General features: G+C 54.2%; 15 protein-coding genes. 13 read left to right on the top strand and 2 right to left on the bottom strand.

Going from position 1 to position 17,651, the window contains the following annotated elements:
• The first annotated feature begins 31 nt into the window (after positions 1–31).
• The 10 genes from rbsD (at position 32) to Q31a_RS31150 (ending at position 12,147) form a co-directional block, all read left to right on the top strand.
• Positions 32–439, top strand: coding sequence for a D-ribose pyranase (gene rbsD / locus Q31a_RS16190; protein WP_145079973.1), 408 nt, complete (start codon positions 32–34; stop codon positions 437–439).
• A gap of 44 nt (positions 440–483) precedes the next feature.
• A complete protein-coding gene (locus Q31a_RS16185) occupies positions 484–1,449 on the top strand; it encodes a D-ribose ABC transporter substrate-binding protein (RefSeq protein ID WP_145079970.1) in 966 nt (321 codons plus the stop codon).
• A 2-nt stretch (positions 1,450–1,451) separates the two neighbouring features.
• Complete coding sequence (locus tag Q31a_RS16180; RefSeq protein ID WP_145079966.1) at positions 1,452–2,159, top strand: DUF2291 family protein; 708 nt, start codon at positions 1,452–1,454, stop codon at positions 2,157–2,159.
• Positions 2,156–3,706, top strand: coding sequence for a sugar ABC transporter ATP-binding protein (locus tag Q31a_RS16175; protein WP_145079963.1), 1,551 nt, complete (start codon positions 2,156–2,158; stop codon positions 3,704–3,706). Before Q31a_RS16180 ends, Q31a_RS16175 begins: the two co-directional genes overlap by 4 nt.
• A complete protein-coding gene (locus Q31a_RS16170) occupies positions 3,699–4,676 on the top strand; it encodes an ABC transporter permease (RefSeq protein WP_145079960.1) in 978 nt (325 codons plus the stop codon). The genes Q31a_RS16175 and Q31a_RS16170 overlap by 8 nt, the downstream gene beginning before the upstream one ends.
• A 263-nt stretch (positions 4,677–4,939) precedes the next feature.
• Positions 4,940–6,334: a DUF1593 domain-containing protein gene (locus Q31a_RS16165; RefSeq protein ID WP_145079956.1), complete on the top strand. Its 1,395-nt coding sequence runs from the start codon at positions 4,940–4,942 to the stop codon at positions 6,332–6,334.
• Positions 6,335–6,357: 23 nt separating this feature from the next.
• Entirely contained in the window at positions 6,358–7,746 is a 1,389-nt protein-coding gene (locus Q31a_RS16160) for a DUF1593 domain-containing protein (protein WP_145079952.1), read from the top strand.
• Positions 7,747–8,048: 302 nt separating this feature from the next.
• Entirely contained in the window at positions 8,049–10,451 is a 2,403-nt protein-coding gene (locus Q31a_RS16155; RefSeq protein ID WP_231690788.1) for a pectinesterase family protein, read from the top strand.
• A gap of 90 nt (positions 10,452–10,541) precedes the next feature.
• Positions 10,542–11,915 (top strand): pectate lyase family protein, encoded by a 1,374-nt coding sequence (locus Q31a_RS16150; protein ID WP_145079946.1) that lies wholly within the window; start codon positions 10,542–10,544, stop codon positions 11,913–11,915.
• A gap of 103 nt (positions 11,916–12,018) precedes the next feature.
• Entirely contained in the window at positions 12,019–12,147 is a 129-nt protein-coding gene (locus tag Q31a_RS31150) for a hypothetical protein (RefSeq protein ID WP_261342662.1), read from the top strand.
• Between the two features lie 219 nt (positions 12,148–12,366).
• Here the strand turns inward: Q31a_RS31150 and Q31a_RS16145 are convergent, their stop codons facing one another.
• Both Q31a_RS16145 and Q31a_RS16140 read right to left on the bottom strand, forming a co-directional pair.
• On the bottom strand, positions 12,367–13,371 hold the full coding sequence (locus tag Q31a_RS16145; RefSeq protein WP_145087332.1) for a DUF1559 domain-containing protein: 1,005 nt from the start codon (positions 13,369–13,371) through the stop codon (positions 12,367–12,369).
• A 153-nt stretch (positions 13,372–13,524) separates the two neighbouring features.
• A complete protein-coding gene (locus Q31a_RS16140; protein WP_145079943.1) occupies positions 13,525–13,944 on the bottom strand; it encodes a carboxypeptidase regulatory-like domain-containing protein in 420 nt (139 codons plus the stop codon).
• Between the two features lie 147 nt (positions 13,945–14,091).
• Between Q31a_RS16140 and Q31a_RS16135 the strand changes: the two genes are divergently transcribed.
• The 3 genes from Q31a_RS16135 to Q31a_RS16125 all read left to right on the top strand — a co-directional run bounded on the left by Q31a_RS16135 (position 14,092) and on the right by Q31a_RS16125 (position 17,649).
• Complete coding sequence (locus tag Q31a_RS16135) at positions 14,092–16,083, top strand: sensor histidine kinase (protein WP_145079940.1); 1,992 nt, start codon at positions 14,092–14,094, stop codon at positions 16,081–16,083.
• A 4-nt stretch (positions 16,084–16,087) separates the two neighbouring features.
• Positions 16,088–16,762, top strand: coding sequence for a response regulator (locus Q31a_RS16130; RefSeq protein ID WP_231690787.1), 675 nt, complete (start codon positions 16,088–16,090; stop codon positions 16,760–16,762).
• Positions 16,763–16,902: 140 nt separating this feature from the next.
• Complete coding sequence (locus Q31a_RS16125) at positions 16,903–17,649, top strand: hypothetical protein (protein ID WP_145079937.1); 747 nt, start codon at positions 16,903–16,905, stop codon at positions 17,647–17,649.
• Positions 17,650–17,651 lie beyond the last annotated feature (2 nt).

The following is a 17,651-nucleotide window of genomic DNA, read 5'->3' as shown; positions in this document are numbered from 1 at the left end:
GGCATCTTGAGTGGTGGCGGCGAGGTGAAATATGAAACGTACCAGATTGCTCAACAGTGAATTGAGCTATGAGATCAGCCGCCTGGGGCATACGGCAGGTATGACCGTGTGCGATGCCGGGCTGCCGATACCTGCCGGAGTGAAGCGGATCGATCTTGCAATCGAACGAGGATTTCCATCTTTCGTGCGAACGCTGGACGTAATATTGAGTGAGTTCATGGTCGAGGAGATTGTGCTGGCCCGTGAGATTCATGAGAATAATCCAGAGGTCTTTAAAACGATGATGGAGGTTTTCCGAAGCCACGCAATGGAGCCGTTGGTCACCGAAGTACCTCACGACGAGTTCAAGCGGCTTACGCGCGAGAGCGAGGTGATTGTGCGTACCGGCGAATGTAGTCCGTATGCAAACGTCATTCTCAAGTCTGGCGTCACGTTTTAAGCCCTAAATCTTGCGATCCTATTTCTGCGAACGAAACGACTCCCATGAATCAAAATCGATCCATCCTTCGATGTATCTCACCGTTGGCTTGGCTACTGCTCATTGCAATGATTGGTTGCAGCAGTCCTGTCAGCAAATCGGAGAAGCCAAGAATAGCTGTGATTATTTCGACACTCAACAATCCCTGGTTTGTCGTGCTGGGTGAAACGGCTCGCGATCGCGCTGCGGAACTGGGGTACGAAGCCACGCTGTTCGATTCGCAGAATGACACCGCTAAGGAATCAGCTCATTTTGACAATGCAATTGCTGCCGGATACGCAGCAATCGTGTTTAATCCGACCGATGCCGATGGGTCGATTGGTAACGTCAAACGCGCCCAGGAAGCGGGACTCCCTGTGTTCTGCATCGACCGCGAGATTAATTCGACAGACGCTGCGACAGCTCAGCTTTTGTCGGACAACTATTCGGGCTGCGTTGAACTTGGCAAGTACTTTGTCCAAGATATCGGTGAGCAGGGGAAGTACGTCGAGCTGCTGGGGTTGGTCGGAGACAACAACACCTGGAACCGCTCGAAAGGCTTCCACAGCGTGGTCGATCGGTATCCCGGGCTCGAGATGGTGGCCCAACAAAGCGCGGACTTTGACCGCAACAAAGCTTTGGAGGTGATGGAATCGGTGCTCCAATCGCATGACGACATCAACGCGGTCTTCTGCGGAAATGATGCTATGGCAATGGGAGCTTACCAAGCCCTGCTGGCCGCCGGGATCGAGGAGCAAGTTCGGGTGTTTGGGTACGATGGGTCTGAGGATGTTGTGACTGCGATCAGCGAAGGCAAAATCGCCGCAACGGTGATGCAATATCCCAAGGTAATGGCTCGGACCTCCGCCGAATACGCACATGAGTATTTGGCCAACGGCAAGCGGGATTTTGACCAGAAGATACCGGTCAACGTTGAACTGGTTACCCCTGAAAACGTCGACCAGTTCGCTGGGTTCGGCAAAAGGGAGTGAATGTGTCACGCAAGCAGTTAATCGTGTCCGGAGTGCTGCTAATGTTGGGTGGCATCGCTTGCTGGTTCATGCCACTATTTCATGTGCAACCGCTGGGAGGCAGTGCGTCAGACGCGGGTGGTTCGCCTGCGGCGGCGGGCCGCCCAAGGGTAGCTGATCCGGCTGACTATGTGCGTCTTCTGTGGGATGGACCGCTACGTACCGGCGATGCCAGTACGGACATCAAGCAGCTGTGGGATGCCTTTGCGGCCGACGCGTCCCAAGCCCGAAGTCGATTCGGTCAGCAGGCTGGGCTGGGCGGAGCCTGGTATTTCTGTATCCGTGGCCAAGGAGTGGTCGCCATGGTGGAGAAAGATCGCGTTGTGCTAACCGTGCCGGATTGTTCAAGCCGAGTCTGTGTTGAATTGGGGGGGGTCGTTGACAACACCGTGCGTGAAGCGGTGGGGGTTAAGGCCAGCGAGTTTGCAAATTCACAAGAATTCAATGCGATCTCTTCAGACCTGAATCTTAAGGTCGAAAGCGAAATCATTGCACCGAACCGTCCGCTGTTGAAACCTGGTGTTCAAGTCGACTTCGTTGGTTGCGCTAGGATTGGCGGCGAGTCCGACCTGGATCCCCTGTGCTTGATTCCTATACGATTGGAAGTTGCTAGCCAGCAAGAGAGTGTCGCTGCATCAGCCGATGAATCGCGTGGGGGAACCCCGCCATGATAATGCCGTCGGCAACAGAACAGGTCGTATTGGCGGGGACCGGCATTGTCAAACGGTATCCCGGCGTGCTGGCGTTGAACCAAGTCGACTTCTCGGTGCGGGCTGGAGAGATCCATGGCCTGATCGGTGAAAACGGTGCCGGCAAATCGACGCTGATGCATATCTTAGCTGGAGCCGCCCAGCCCGATGCGGGGGAACTTCGGCTCGACGGTGAGCCGGTTGACTTTGCCAATCCACGTGCAGCGATGGACTGCGGTATTGCATTGGTGCACCAAGAACTCAACCTCGTTCCGTACCTTACCGTGGCTGAGAACGTTTTTCTCGGCCGCGAATTGGTCTCCAAGGCAGGACTGATTCGCTCGCTGGATCAGAACCGGCACTGCAAAAATCTGTTGTCCGCGCTAGATGACACGATCGATCCTCGCACAGAGGTGCATCGCCTGCGCGTGGGACAGCAACAGGTGGTCGAAATAGCCAAGGCGATTAATTCAAAGGCGCGTGTGATTTTCATGGACGAGCCGACATCGGCGATCAGCGACCAGGAAGTTGAATCTCTGTTCCGCTTGATTCGTTCGCTGCGTGACTCGGGCGTTTCTATCGTCTACGTGTCCCACAAACTCGACGAGCTCTTGAGTATTAGCGACCGCATAACGGTTCTTCGTGATGGGCAGCTGGTCGATACTGTCCAGACCGCAGAGGCCGATCGAGACTCGATTGTAAGGTTGATGGTTGGGCGACAACTCGATGAACTCTATGTCCATTCGCCCGCCGTGTCCCAGGGGGGCGAACGCCTGCGCGTCGAGTCACTTTCGCTGATCCGCAAGGATATGCGGCGACCGCTCGTCGATCGCGTTTCGCTTGGGGTGTGTGGCGGCGAAGTATTGGGGATTTTTGGACTGATGGGCGCTGGCCGCACCGAATTGTTGGAAGCCATCTTCGGTCTACACCCCGCTGGCACCACCGGGGCTTTAACCATCGACGGTGTACCCTGTGCTATTGATTCTCCTGAGGTCGCACTACGCAACGGTCTAGGGCTTGTGCCGGAAGATCGCAAACGCCAAGGATTGATTCTGGGGATGAGCGTGGAACAAAATATCAATTTGTCCAACCTAGCGGATCTGGAGACGGCCTGGCTGCTGAGCGGCAAGCGAGAGAGGGAGCACGCCCAGTCGTTCGTCGAACAATTTGCGATTCGCACCCCCAGTGCCACGCAGCGTGTGGGGGCCCTGAGCGGTGGCAATCAGCAAAAGGTCGTGCTCTCCAAAGTGCTTTCGCGGAAGCCAAGCGTGCTTATGCTCGACGAGCCGACTCGTGGCATTGATGTCAGCGCCAAACGCGAGATTTATGCCCTGATTGATCGGTTAAAACAGGATGGAATGGCGATCATTGTCGTCTCTTCTGAACTGCCAGAACTGCTGGGCATTGCCGATCGAGTCATGGTAATGTGTGAAGGTCGGAAGACGGGTGAATTCAAACGATCTGCAGCTAATGAGGAAATGTTGATGCGAGCCGCAGTACCTGGAGGCTCAACGACGAACGATGAATGATCAATCGAAGTTTTGGCAACATGCGAGCCGCTTTCAATCGCTACTTGTGTTGGTGCTGATGATCACGGCGATGAGCCTGCTGTCGGACCGGTTTCTGACTTCGGCGAATGGCTGGAACATCATGAGGCAGATCTCGGTGAACGTCTGCCTGTCGATCGGCATGACCATGGTGATCTTGTCCGGTGGAATCGATTTGTCCGTGGGATCGGTGCTGGCATTTGCTGGTGCGATCACTGCCGGATTGATCAAAGCTCCGGTTCCCATACCCATGTTGGGCGTGGAAGTGCAATTTACCACCTGGGGAGCCATCTTGGCCGGATTGATGGTGGGCATGTTCCTGGGGTGGTTCAATGGACAGATGATAACCCGCTTAAAAATTCCTCCTTTTGTTGCCACGCTCGGTATGCTCAGTATTGCTCGTGGTCTGACGATGCTGTGGACCAAAGGTTTTCCGATTACCGGTTTGGGGGAAGGTCTAGCTATTCTGGGAACACGGTCGGTCCTGGGAGTTCCAGCGCCAGTATGGATTGCGGGTACTCTGGTTGCCACTTTCGTCTTGATTACCAAGAAGACGCGCGTGGGACGCTACATCTATGCGGTGGGTGGAAATGAACAAACCGCCAGGCTGTCCGGGCTGAACGTGAATCGCATTAAGGTCATTGTCTATATGCTTGCCGGTGCGCTGTCGGCAGTTGCCGGATTGATCATGACCTCACGCTTGGATTCGGCGCAACCCAATGCCGGAATGGGATACGAGCTCGATAGCATCGCCGCCGTGGTTATTGGCGGCACATCGCTTTCTGGTGGTCGTGGAACGATTTTTGGCACCGTCATTGGCTGCCTCATCATTGGTGTGCTGAATAGCGGGTTGGTGCTGCTCAATGTCTCGCCGTTCTGGCAACAAGTCGTCAAGGGGAGCGTGATTTTGGTTGCGGTGGCAATCGATCGCATGCGAGAGTCGAACGATTGATCCAAACAGGCCTGTCTCGCTTCCTCGGAAAAAACTCGAGCAACACGCTGCCGGCCTCAAACTGAATAGGCAAACTTCCACGATTTCGGTAAGTCGAATTGCAACGCTGACATTGGCTAACACCGTTACAGAATGGGTGGTCGATTCGGCAGCACCCCACAATGCATTCCCCATTATTACGCCCCGACATTTCGTCGAGCAGTACCAGATGTCTTTGAGTCGATATCCGAGATTCGAGCTTCACTAGAGGAATCAAAAACGCAGTGGAAAAGTTCTCCCAAATTTCGCCAAGAGGTAGCGGTCTTGTGGTACTGGTGGTTGCTGTGTTTATCACCGCTGTCGCCGGTGAGCTATCGGCTCAGGAGTCGTCAAACGTAGCGCGTCACGCGGCTGAAGCTGCCGTGCGGCGCGTGGTGATTTTGACCGACTTTCCGCCTCTTGATGTCCAAATCGGCTCCGGTCCGCCGAGAAAACGCAGCGATCCGGATGATATTCAGTCGATGGTCCGTTTTTTGTTGTATGCCAACGAGTTTGAGATTGAAGGTCTCGTTGCATCCTCTGCAACCTTTGCGAATATCGCCACCAAGCAGCATTTGCTCGACATCTTGGATCTCTACGAGGATGTCCAGGGAAACTTGCAGAAGCATGACCCTCGTTTTCCTACAGCGGAGTACTTGCGCTCGATTACATGGCAGGGGGCGTCAGGTAGCTATGGGAAGCCAGCGGCTCAAATCATTGGCGAAGGCAGGGATAGCGAAGCCTCGGAGAAGATCGTTGAGATCTTAGAAGAACGGGATGCGCGGCCCGTGTGGTTTTGCGTATGGGGAGGTTCTTGTGATTTGGCACAAGCCCTCTGGGAAATCAAGGAAACGCACTCTCCAGCAGAAGCTGACCTGCTTGTCTCCAAGGCTCGTGTCTATCTAATAACCCTGCAAGACGGCTCGGGCCAATGGCTTCTCGACACGTTTCCCAAGCTGTTCGTTATCGCAGCTAAGAATACCTGGACTGGCATCTTTGGCTCTTCCGATTTGACTTGGCTGAATGCAAATGTGCGGCGCGAGCATGGGGTGCTTGGTGCGATTTATCCCACCATGGGCATGGGGACCAAGCCTGGCATCAAGGAAGGCGATTCACCATCCTATTTGATATTGGTGAGCGCTATGCACGGCTTAAACAATCCAGATGCACCCAGTGAAGCCTCATGGGGAGGTCGATTTGTTCCAGTGAGCCCGGGGAGTAACCACTGGACCGATAGTCCGCATGGAGCGGATACCGTCAGGCGTTGGAGCACATCGTTCGACAACGACTTCGCCGCCCGGATGGACTGGTGCGTGCACGAGTTCCGCGATGCGAATCATGCGCCGCTGGTCGATGTGATCGGTTCCCCCACCCGTCAGGTCAAGCCGGGCGAACGCATCAAGCTGGAAGGTGCAGCGACGGATCCCGATGGCGACTCTCTTAGTTGTCAGTGGTGGCAAGAATCCACGAACGGCTCGGCTGATCCGGAAGTGGAGATTTCATCCAGCGATTCCATCGACCAGGCGAGTTTCGTCGTGCCCAATCAGCCTGGTCAGCAAATTCATCTCATCCTTGAGGTTACCGACAATGGCTCACCCGCCCTTGTTGGTTACCAACACGTACTTTTCAACATTGAGTAACCATGAACTATTCGGAGAGACCAATGCGGAGCATATTCGCTTTTCTGGCGACAATTTTGCTGCTAACCGTTTCCGTCGTTGATGCATCGCGTGCGGAAGAATCCAAGCCGCGAATGGTAGTACTGACCGACGTTTCTACGTGGGAAACCGACGATAGCGAGTCTCTGGTGCGCCTGATGGTACACGGGGACTTGTTAGAGATTGAGGGACTCGTATTCACCACTGGCTGGAGCCTCAATGAAACGCGTGATGACTTCATGGACCTGATCCATGTGGCGGTCAACGCGTACGAAAAGGATCTGGCAAATTTGCAAAAGAGGTCTAGCCAAACCGTACATATGCAGGACGAGTCACGCCAAGACATCGGCTACTGGCCAAGCCCAGAGTACTTGCGGAGTCGCACCGTGTTTGGCAGCAAAAAACGGGGTGGGGAACATGTGGGCGAAGGTAATGATTCACCCGGTAGCGAGTTGATTATTCAATTGGCAGATGAAGATGACAGTCGACCACTATGGATCACGGTCTGGGGCGGCGGCAACACCCTGGCTCAAGCTGTTTGGCGAGTACAGCAAGATCGCAGCGCTGAGGAGCTGAAGACGTTTCTGCATAAACTCCGCGTGTATACGATTACCGATCAAGATCGCGAGCAAAGAACTCCCTACTCGGACAGTGCCCATCAATGGCTGCGCCGCGAGTTCGAAAAGGATCTTTTCTTCATTTGGGACGAATGCGCCTGGAAGTTCCAGAACGGGACCGGCAGGAAGAATTGGCCTGAATATGAAACGCACATCCAGGGGCACGGTAACTTGGGCAAGGTTTATCCGAAATACAAATACGGTGTCGAAGGGGACACGCCCGCGTTTCTCCATCTCATGCAGAAGGGAATGAACGATCCCAGCGTTCCGACTCACGGCGGCTGGGGTGGCTATTCGGCCTGGGGCCTAAGCGAAGACGGTGAAACCCGTTGCTATACGAACCACGCGGGCGAAACCAAGGCTGCCTGCAACGCGCTAGAAACTCACTTCTATCCGGCTACCTTCAACAACTTTGCCGCACGCATGGACTGGGCCAACGCCGGAACCGGCAATCGAAATCCGTTGGTTGCAATTGACGACAACCAAGAACTCAAAATTTTGACCAAGAAGCCCCAACAGGGAACGTCAGTTACGTTGGATGCATCGAAATCGTCGGACCCCGATGGGGACACGTTGAGGTTTAAGTGGTGGGTGTTGTCGGCAGCGGGGACATTTGATTCCACCGTCGATATTAAAGGCAGTGACTCAAAGGTAGCGACGGTCAGCGTGCCTCCGGAATCAGCTGGCGAAAGCTTTCACGTGATCTGTGAAGTTACCGACGATGGTGTACCCAATCTCACCAGCTATCGCAGAATTATCTTTGAGCCAATTGAGTGAACCGGTGCACGGTTTTGAGTGCGAGTCGATAGGCGTTCGGTGCGGAATTCTAGCCACGAACGCGAAACGAACGGTGCTCAAACGGTGTGTTGTACACCCGCAGTGGATTTGCATTGAATGGTATGAGTTCGCTGCAATCTGCAGGGAATTGGATTGGGAACGCATTGCCATGGCAGCTATGCGAGTATCGGATTGAGGATGTCTGCGTTAGTGGCTGGTGAGTGCACCGAGCTACGCCAGCGGATTCTCGACGAGCGTTTATGAATGTAGCCACTAGCCGCTTAATCATGAGGTCAAGGGATATGCTGTGCTTCAACCTAAAGAACTTGCTTGCGGGACTCGCGTTCGTCGCGCTGCAGGGGCTGGTCTTGCTCTCCCCTGCATTTGCCGAGCAGTTGGTGGTGGCCATGGATGGAAGTGGCGACTTTCTGAACGTCCAAGATGCGATTGATGCTGTGCCGGAAAATAGTCCGTCGCGGACGGTGATTTTCATCAAGCCTGGAATCTACAAAGAAAAGCTTCGTGTTCCCTCGGCAGCAAAGAATCTGTCACTGGTAGGCGAGTCGTACAAGAACACGATTCTAACCTTTGACGACTACGCCGGCCGTACTTCTGATTACGCCAGCACCAGAATTCTGGCCGACGACTTCTATGCCCAGAATCTAACGTTTCAGAATACGATCGACAGTCGAACTGGGATCGCTGGCGGGCAAGCTGCGGCCTTGCGAGTCGACGCAGATCGAGCGGTATTTAACCGCTGCCGAATCATGGGATTCCAGGATACCTACTACACCGGTCGCAATCTGCGCTCATACCATCAGGAGTGCATTATTGAAGGTACAACCGATTTTATCTACGGAGATGGAATCGCGTTGTTCGAGGATTGCACGATCGTAAACCGCCGTGATTCGCACATCACTGCACACAGCCAAAAATTGAAAGAAGGCAAACATGTCAATAAGTTTGGCTACGTGTTCCAGAACTGCACCATCAAGAAACATCCTGACGAAGAGGTTTCCCAAGCGACGCTGGGCCGACCATGGGGCAACGCAGCCCGGGTCGTCTATTTGAATTGCGAAATTGGCCCACACGTTGTCGCGACGGGGTGGTCGCCGTGGCGCGGAAGAGACAATCATCAAACCGCCTTCTATGCCGAATACAGCAATCGTGGTCCTGGAAGCCAACCAAACAAACGCCTGCCATGGACGCGGCAGTTAACCGAAGAGGAAGCGAGCCAGTACACCAAGGGGAATATTTTTAAGGCCGATAGCACCACTGCCGCGCATCTCGACGGAGACTGGAACCCCGACGTTTCGGAGCTCTACGTGGCGACCGGTACGGCGTTGCTGCAGAAGTCCCGTGTCCTAGTCACCAGCGATGGTGAAATTGATGACCAATGTTCCATGGTGCGGTTCTTGCTGTACGCCAATGAGTGGGATATCGAAGGGATTGTCACGTCGAGCTCCCAGTACCACTGGCATGGACACAAATGGCCCGGTGACGATTGGGTGCAGCCGTATTTAACGGCCTATGCAGCCGTTTATCCCAACTTGCTCACGCACGACTCCCGTTATCCGACCGCAGAATTTTTGCAGTCGCGAACGTTCGTTGGCAATGTGACGGCAGAAGGCGAGATGGACATAATAACTCCAGGCTCGCAACATATTGTGAAGGTTCTGTTGGATGAATCGGATGACCGTCCCATCTGGATTCAAGCATGGGGCGGTACGAACACGATCGCCCGCGCCCTTCGCACGATTGAGGAAGAGCATCCTGAAAAGATGGCCGAGGTTGCTCACAAAATTCGCTTCTTCTTTATCTGGGAGCAGGATTCGACCTATCAAACCTACATCCGTTCTCAGTGGGGGAAGTATGACATCCCTACGATCATTTCCGACCAGTTTATCGCGATTTTCTATCACTGGAAGAAGTACTTGCCGGCAGAACAGCAAGCGTATCTGGAGGCAGGCTGGATGAAGCCGAACATCCTGGAGAACCACGGGCCGCTGTGTGCACTGTATCCGGCCCATGAGCAGGGAGACAAGGGATTCGCGGCGGGGGACTTTCGATCCGAAGGTGACTCACCTGCGTTCCTGCATACGATTCCGACCGGGTTGCGGAGTATGGAGTCGCCTGGTTGGGGTGGATGGGGGGGACGCTACGTCAAGGTGCACAACAACACTTGGCTCGATCCTGTGGCCGATCCCGCTTACGAGTATCCTGGGGGTAGATGGTACGGAAATTCGGCTTGGGGCCGAGAACGCCTGCGCCAGGACATTCCCAACGACCAACTGCTGACGGACTATTTGAAACCCATCTGGCGTTGGAACGCTGCGATGCAAAACGATTTTGCGTCGCGTGCCGACTGGTGCGTCAAGTCCTTTGAAGAAGCGAATCATCCGCCTGTTGTAAGCCTAGTCAACGCGCTGAATCTAAAAGTTCAACCGGGAGAAGTCGTGAAGCTGAGTGCACGACTATCGTGGGATCCCGATGGAGACGATTTGGAATATCGATGGTGGCAGTATCGAGAAGCCGGAACGGTTGACCATACCGTCGAAATTCAAAATGCCAGGACACAGGACGCGATGTTGATTGTCCCCACCGCTTGCGTTCCAGGCCAAACCCTACACGTGATCTGTGAAGTGGCGGATACAGGAACTCCTCAACTCACAAGGTATCAACGCGTGGTGGTGGAGATTGAATAGCAGCGGGAGCTGGCTGGCCCGAGATGATATTCAGCTGCATCAGCCACGAACACTTGGAATTCATTCACCTTACAAGAAAGAGAGCCTGTCATGCACTACGCGGTTTGCAGGACGTTGAGCCTGATCGGATTGCTTATCTACCCTGCTATCAGCTTGGCCCAAGCCCCGTTAGCATTCCCGACTGCGGAAGGATACGGTAAGCACACGGTGGGAGGCCGAGGCGGCCGAGTCTATGAAGTGACGAACCTGGACGATTCCGGAGCTGGCAGTTTGAGGGCTGCGGTGGATGCCGAGGGACCACGAACCGTTGTCTTCCGAGTTTCTGGCACCATCGAACTGAAGAGTGATATCAGGATCAGGAACCCGAACATCACCATCGCTGGGCAAACAGCGCCAGGCGACGGGATCTGCCTGAGGGGGTACCCCCTAATGATCAGCGCCGATGAAGTGATCGTCCGATATATCCGTGTCCGATTTGGGGATGAATCTGGCAAAGATGCAGACGCGATCTCTGCCAGATATGTGAAAAATCTGATTCTAGACCATGTGTCAGCCAGTTGGAGTGTTGACGAGACAATGTCAATCTACCACTGTGAAAACATCACCGTGCAATGGTGCATGATCACCGAGAGCATGTTCAACTCGAACCACAGCAAAAGCACGCATGGATTTGGAGGCATCTGGGGATCGAACAACAGTACCTACCACCACAACCTGATTGCCCATCACTCCAGCCGTAACCCGCGTTTCGCTTCCGGCTGTGGTAATACCGACTATCGCAATAACGTCGTGTATAACTGGGGCTACCGCAGTGCTTATGGAGCGGAAGCAGTACAGAAGGGCTTTGACCAATCTAAGTTGTCCAACATCAACATGGTCGCCAATTACTACAAGCCGGGACCGGCAACCGACCCGGCACGCAGGTCGGAGCTTGCGGATCCATCTGCCCGTGGTGCAGACGATAAGGGGCAATGGTATGTCGCCGAAAACTTCATCGAAGGCAGTCCTGAAGTCACGGCCGACAATTGGAGCGGTGTACGCGGTGGCAACTTTGTCAAGTTGGCTGAAGCCTGGGACGCCATGCCGATCCACCAGCAGACTGCCCAAGATGCCTTCAGTTCCGTTCTCAGCGACGCCGGAGCAACGCTACCGAAACGAGATGCCGTGGATGCTCGCATCGTCCAAGAAGCTCGCGATGGCACTGCAACCTATGAAGGTGTCTATGAAACCATGAAGACCGTAGCCGACCCCGCAAAGCTTACGGGAATCATTGACTCGCAAAACGATGTCGGCGGCTGGCCGGAACTCAACAGTATGCCTGCCTCGGAGGATACCGACCATGACGGTATCCCAGATCAATGGGAAACGCTGCATGGACTTGATCCAAGCGATATGGGCGACGGAAACAAAGTGGGAGAAGATGGCTACACGATGCTCGAGAAATATCTCAACAGCATCGAATAGGTTGGGGGATGGTGAGCGGAATAGATGGTTGGGGGATGCCGGAAACGGACCGTTCCGGTGTTCGTTCCGCGAGGATGCCGATTCATGTTGTGTATGGTTGAGGATGGGGGAGTCTACCGAAGTCATTCATTCGGTAATTTCCCCCAGTTGCCATGTTGCCAAACGCCATGTTGCCAAACGCAATGTGGCGGCCAACGCAATCGACACCGAAGTCATGCCGATGGCCATGTAAGCATTTTGGTGGCACCTGCAGAGTCTGGACTGAAGCATTTCGCTGTATTGCGAGTCCCAAGGGGGCTTCGTGCCGACTGCAGACGACGTAGCGGCGCGATGATATTCACCATTTCCAACCGGAATCGCATGCGTCGCAGAAGTCCCTTGGATGTCCGCTTGCACATCCCTGAACGATGCGATTCAAGAGGTATATTCTTGCGGATCTGACGATGCAAGCTCAGAGGTCGATGGACGCAACCTGGCCATCATTTCGACTACACAACCGCTGGAAGGTGCCGACTTGACTCCAGGGGACAGATCCGTTGTTGACTGGTCCCCAGCCGGTTTGCGTGTGGTCAATATTTTCTGAAATGAAGTGAACAGAACCATCAGCCAAGGCAAATTGCGCTCCTCCGGTGTGCCTACTCTTGAAGCTGTTGCGTTTCACATTGGCGCTGACGACTGAGGGTGGATTCATGCGAAATTGTCCCGCCCGCATCACACATTCCGGTCCATCGGCTCGGGCCAATCCTCCTCGGGTTTGAAAGCTGCCGTACCATTTGGGATCCCACAGGAAGCCACCGGAGCCGAAGTTCTTACCATTTCCTGAGAAGGCAACTTCGCCAACGATGAGCGTATTGCTGGTTCCATCGGTCACGTCACCAAACTTGATGGAACGATCCTCGATCGTCATGCCATTTTTCCTTCCAGCGGGTTGGTTGTAGTAAGCACTGGCGACGAATGAGCCAGCAACACCCAGGTAGTTGCTGGACGCGATACCTGGATTCACGGGAAGGGTATCTGGCCCCAGTTGGATGTGCTGTGGATCACCGGATGATGGGCAAAGCGCAAAGGGAACGGGTTGGTTGATGATTTCGTTGTTGGGGGCGTCGGTCATGCCCCGGCCGTCGAATACGATTTGATTGAAAATGTTGCCCTGTTCGACGTAGGGCAGAATCATGGTTTGCCAACCCCAGCCTGGTTGTCGGTTCACGCGGTCGCCACGCCCGGACATTCGTGGATCAAAGAAGAGGAAGCCGGGGGGGAACTTCTTGTGTGAGCTGGCGTAATTGTGAAATGATAAGCCAATCTGCTTAAGGTTATTGCTACACTGCATGCGTCTGGCGGCTTCGCGAGCGGCCTGAACCGCTGGCAATAGCAAGCCGACTAGGATGCCGATGATTGCGATCACGACCAACAATTCCACTAGCGTGAAACCGCGACGATGATGGAGTTTTGACATTTGCTTGCTCCCAATTCCCAAATAACGCGCAGTCAATCAAGACTGCCTAAAGTACCCAGCTCTATATCAACGGGCGAATGCTGCTTCTCAAACCAATGCGATTCTGTAGCTCTCCTTGGCTAGATCCCCTTGCCAGCCTCTCTGGGAGTTGCACTACTCCGTGGGAGGCTGAATGATCCTGCCCTCTTCAGAGTTCAGGTCGAAGTTGTGTTCATTGCCGCCGGCGACAACCTCCACTTTCAAAGTCGATTGTTTGTTGTAGGCGGCTGGAACCCGCTCGCGCACACCCGACCCGCTCATGGTCGGATCGACGTCCCCGGTGCTAATCTCAACGCGGTTCTCGCCGATCCAAGCCCCCTTTTCACTGTCGGAAAACATCATTTCGTATCGACCGTCGGTGCCGGTGCGACCGTAGGATGTCGTGCCTCCGGTCGTCGGAGAGAAGACTACAAATGCATCTGGGAGCGGCTCCCCGTCCAGCTTGATCGTGCCGGTAACACGACTCAAATTCTCATTGCTGCTACAGCCAATGCTTGCCGCAAGAAGCACGGCCAACAACCATTCAATTCTCATCAGAATTATTCTCCGAACCTAGGACAGAGGGAACGATCTGCATCGCAGCTACGCATTCGGGAGACCGTAAGCTACACATTTTGCCGGCCCCTATCAATCATCTATATAGATGAGGCAGGGGTGTTATTCTTCCGCTAAGATGTGGTTATGTCGCACTGGATTCCCCTTCTCGGATTTACGCTGATTGCCATTGCTACCTCCGTCGAGGGAGCGGAGAGCGGTACGCGTAGCTCGCAGCTGTCACTGAAGCTGAGCGACTGGACGATCTCCGAGTTAGAGAATCGGCTCGATGAGATCAATGCACAGCTCGACAGGCTTGCCGCTTTCAATATGCGCCGGGGCATTGGTTCGGTCAGCTCACGCTCCAGCTCGCATGGCGATCCCTACAATCGCGAATGGCTATGTATCGACTTCGGCGGCAACGTCGTGTTCGACCAAATCGTGCTGGTCCCATCCATCGGCAGCAATTCGAAGCAAGGCGTTCATGCCCAGTGCTTTCCGGTCGCGTTCGAAGTGGTGGCAGGATGTGGCAGGGAAACGGGGGCGACGCTTGCGAGTTTTGGTCCGAGAGACGAGCTGCTGCCCCGTATTGCGCCAGTCGTAATCGATTGTCCCAACACCACGGCGTCGTGGATCCGGTTGGACGCGTCGGTCTTATCACAGCGCGCCTTCGATGGATTGTATGCACTCGAAATTGCTGAGATCATGGTTTTTCGCCACCAAGATTGCATAGGGCTGGGACAAACGGTGCGTTCCTTGTCTCCGGCTCCAAGTCGGTCGGTCGGGCCGTGGCAGGACCGTTTTGTCGTCGACGGTTTCGTGCCTTACCTGATGGAAGCTTCCAGCAGTAAACACAGTGTGGCTTGGCTGGCGGCGACCGACATCGAACAAGCCTCAATCACAATTGATCTTGGAGCCAGTCATACAGTCGACGAAATCCACCTGCATTCGATCGAGTTGAGTGACAACATTCCCCAATCTGCTCCCAATGACTTTGGAATCCCTGATCGGTTCGTAATCGAAGGCGCCTTGCGCGAGGATTTCAGCGATGCGGTTCCCTTAGTGAGCTATCGCAAGGAGTCCATCTTTGATACTGGGCCGATCCTGATGCGGCGTACTCCAGAAGCGGAGTGTCGCTATGTAAAATTGACCGTCCAAGATCCGTACCTGGTAGGTGTGGAAAATCACCGCCCAGGTCCACGGTTCGGCTTTGCAGAGATGGAAGTGTTTTCACAAGGGATCAACGTTGCTTTGGGGCGACCCGTGAGTGCGGACTTTCAAACCGAGCGTGAAATCTCTGCGTTGACCGACGGACGCAATTTCCATGGTAGCATCCTGCCCGTCCGATCCTGGCTCAACGAGCTGGCATTGCGGCACGAGCTAGAAGTTGAACGCCCAAGGGTGACCGCAGCACTCCAAAGGCTCTACGCAAAGCAGAAATCGCAATTGACGGTCATGACTTGGTTAACGGTACTGCTGGCCGTGGGCATTGGTTTTACTATTTTGGCGGAACGCTTGCTACGGATGCGACAAGCTACCGAAATTCGGGAACGGCTGGCCGCCGACCTTCACGATGAGTTGGGTGGGAACCTGCACGCAATAGGCTTGCTGGGGGATCATGCCCGGGCGTCGATCGGTTCCCCTGAGAAGATGAAGTTGATCTTGCAACGCTTACGCGACTTAACCGATAGGACGAGCGATGCGGCGCGATCCTGCACGCGTGCTCTAGCGACCCAGGATCTGTATGGAAATCTTACGGAAGAGATGCTGCGCACCTCAAAGCGGATTATGGCCGACCTGCAACACGAGATGTTGTTCGAAGGTGAGGAGCATTTGAGTCGGCTAACGCCCACGGACCGTGCTGATCTACTGTTCTTCTACCAAGAATGCCTTGTGAATATCAGCCGTCACAGTGACGCTACCGAATTCCACACACAGTTGATCGCCGATCGGGAGCAAATTCGGTTGACCATCCGCGACAATGGCAGCGGAATTACAGGAGACGAGCTTGCGGTGCCCCCTTCCTTAGCGCGACGGGCTAGACTATTAGCTGCCCAGGTTCGCGTTGAGAGCCAAGCGAATCACGGAACCTGTGTTGCGTTAACCTTGAAAGTCCGCCGCCGGAGGTTGGGGAGGTAAGAAAGTGAACGCTAGGTCCCAAAAGAAGATTCGTGTCATGCTTGTGGAGGACAATGCCGAGTATCGGCAAGTCATCGCACCGGCGATTAATGACGAATTGGACATTGATCTCGCCAGCCAATTTGGGACTGCCGAGCGCGCGCTTGATAGTCTGCAAGAGCAGGCCGACTCCGTGAAACCCGACGTTATCTTACTCGATCTGAGACTTCCAGGAATGGACGGATTGAGTGCAATTGAGCATCTGCGTGCGCAGAGCAATCAGGCCAAGATCATCGTGCTTACCCAATCGGACCATGAAGAGGATGTGCTGCGTGCAATATCGTGTGGCGCGGCGGGATATCTCCTCAAGTCGGCGACGCTCAGCCAGATTACCGATGGCATTCGCACCGTGTACACGGGCGGTGGATTGTTGAACACAAAGTTGGCAGCAATGATCATGAGGCGACTCAAGAAGCTGCTACCCAGCGATGAACGATTGGAGATGCTCACCGAAAGAGAAGTCGAAGTACTCAGTCTGTTAGCGGACGGGTGTGAACGGAAATCTATTGCGGATCAACTCCGCATCAGTAATGCGACGGTTTGCACGCATGTGGCTCATATTTACGAAAAGCTGAAAGTTCAAAATGCTCCGGCCGCCGTTGCCAAAGCATTCCGCTTCGGGGTGCTGCCTACCCAGTAGTGCCGATAAGCGAAACTCCGTTGTATCACCGAGTCGCGTTCCGGGAATATGTACAAAGCCGGGGCTGCAACCTACACGTCCTCAAAGGGGCCTTAAATGAAAATTCTGCTGTTTTCCCTCCTGCTCTTTGCCCAGGTAGGGTGAAAGAAAACCGAGACCGGTTCAATACGAATGTTGCCGGACACGAGATTCATGAACCCGAACAGAACGCCTACGGGGATTGGGCGGCCATCTCGATTGCCGGACAGTACTACCTGTTTTTTGACTTCGTTCCAGCAGAAAGGAAGAGTATGAGCGTTGGCTGGTTTACCTCCCAGAGCATCGATGAACCGTTCAAATGGTGTGGAAATATCGGTCAAGGGCAGCCTGATCCTGACATCATATTTGCCGAGAGCCAATTCTATTTGGCAACGCAACCGCAAATGGATTTCGTGAGTCCGGGACCTTGGGTTGAGAGTGTTAAAACGCGTGTGGGAGTTGGCGCGGACAACGATGCCAAAATCGAGGAGTGGACTGAGTGGCAATCCGCCAAAGAGCACTACGACTACATGCCAGGATTTTCCAAGCAGGTGGCGAAGAGTCCCGCTCTACTAAAGCTCTCCGAATTGCCGGAGGGCTACGGATTTCAATTCGAAATCAGGATCAAAGCTACTACAGGCAAAGAGTCCAAACCGGTGCTCGACACGGTCACGCTTGCTTTCCAGGCGGTGCACGAAGATTGGGCTCGAATCCATCGCATCCTCCAATGGACATTTCTGAACTGGTCTTTTCCGCGTCATTTGCTGTTCCGGCTGTGTTGGATTGTTCCGTCTACCCGAGCGGCACGCAGGTTGGCGAGTATGCAATTTCCAGATCTCTATTTCTTACCTTTAAACGGGTACTCTTAAAC

Source organism: Aureliella helgolandensis, from assembly GCF_007752135.1.
GTDB classification, from domain to species: domain Bacteria; phylum Planctomycetota; class Planctomycetia; order Pirellulales; family Pirellulaceae; genus Aureliella; species Aureliella helgolandensis.
Note: the sequence above shows the minus strand (reverse complement) of the source record. Positions and strands in the feature narration are given on the sequence as shown.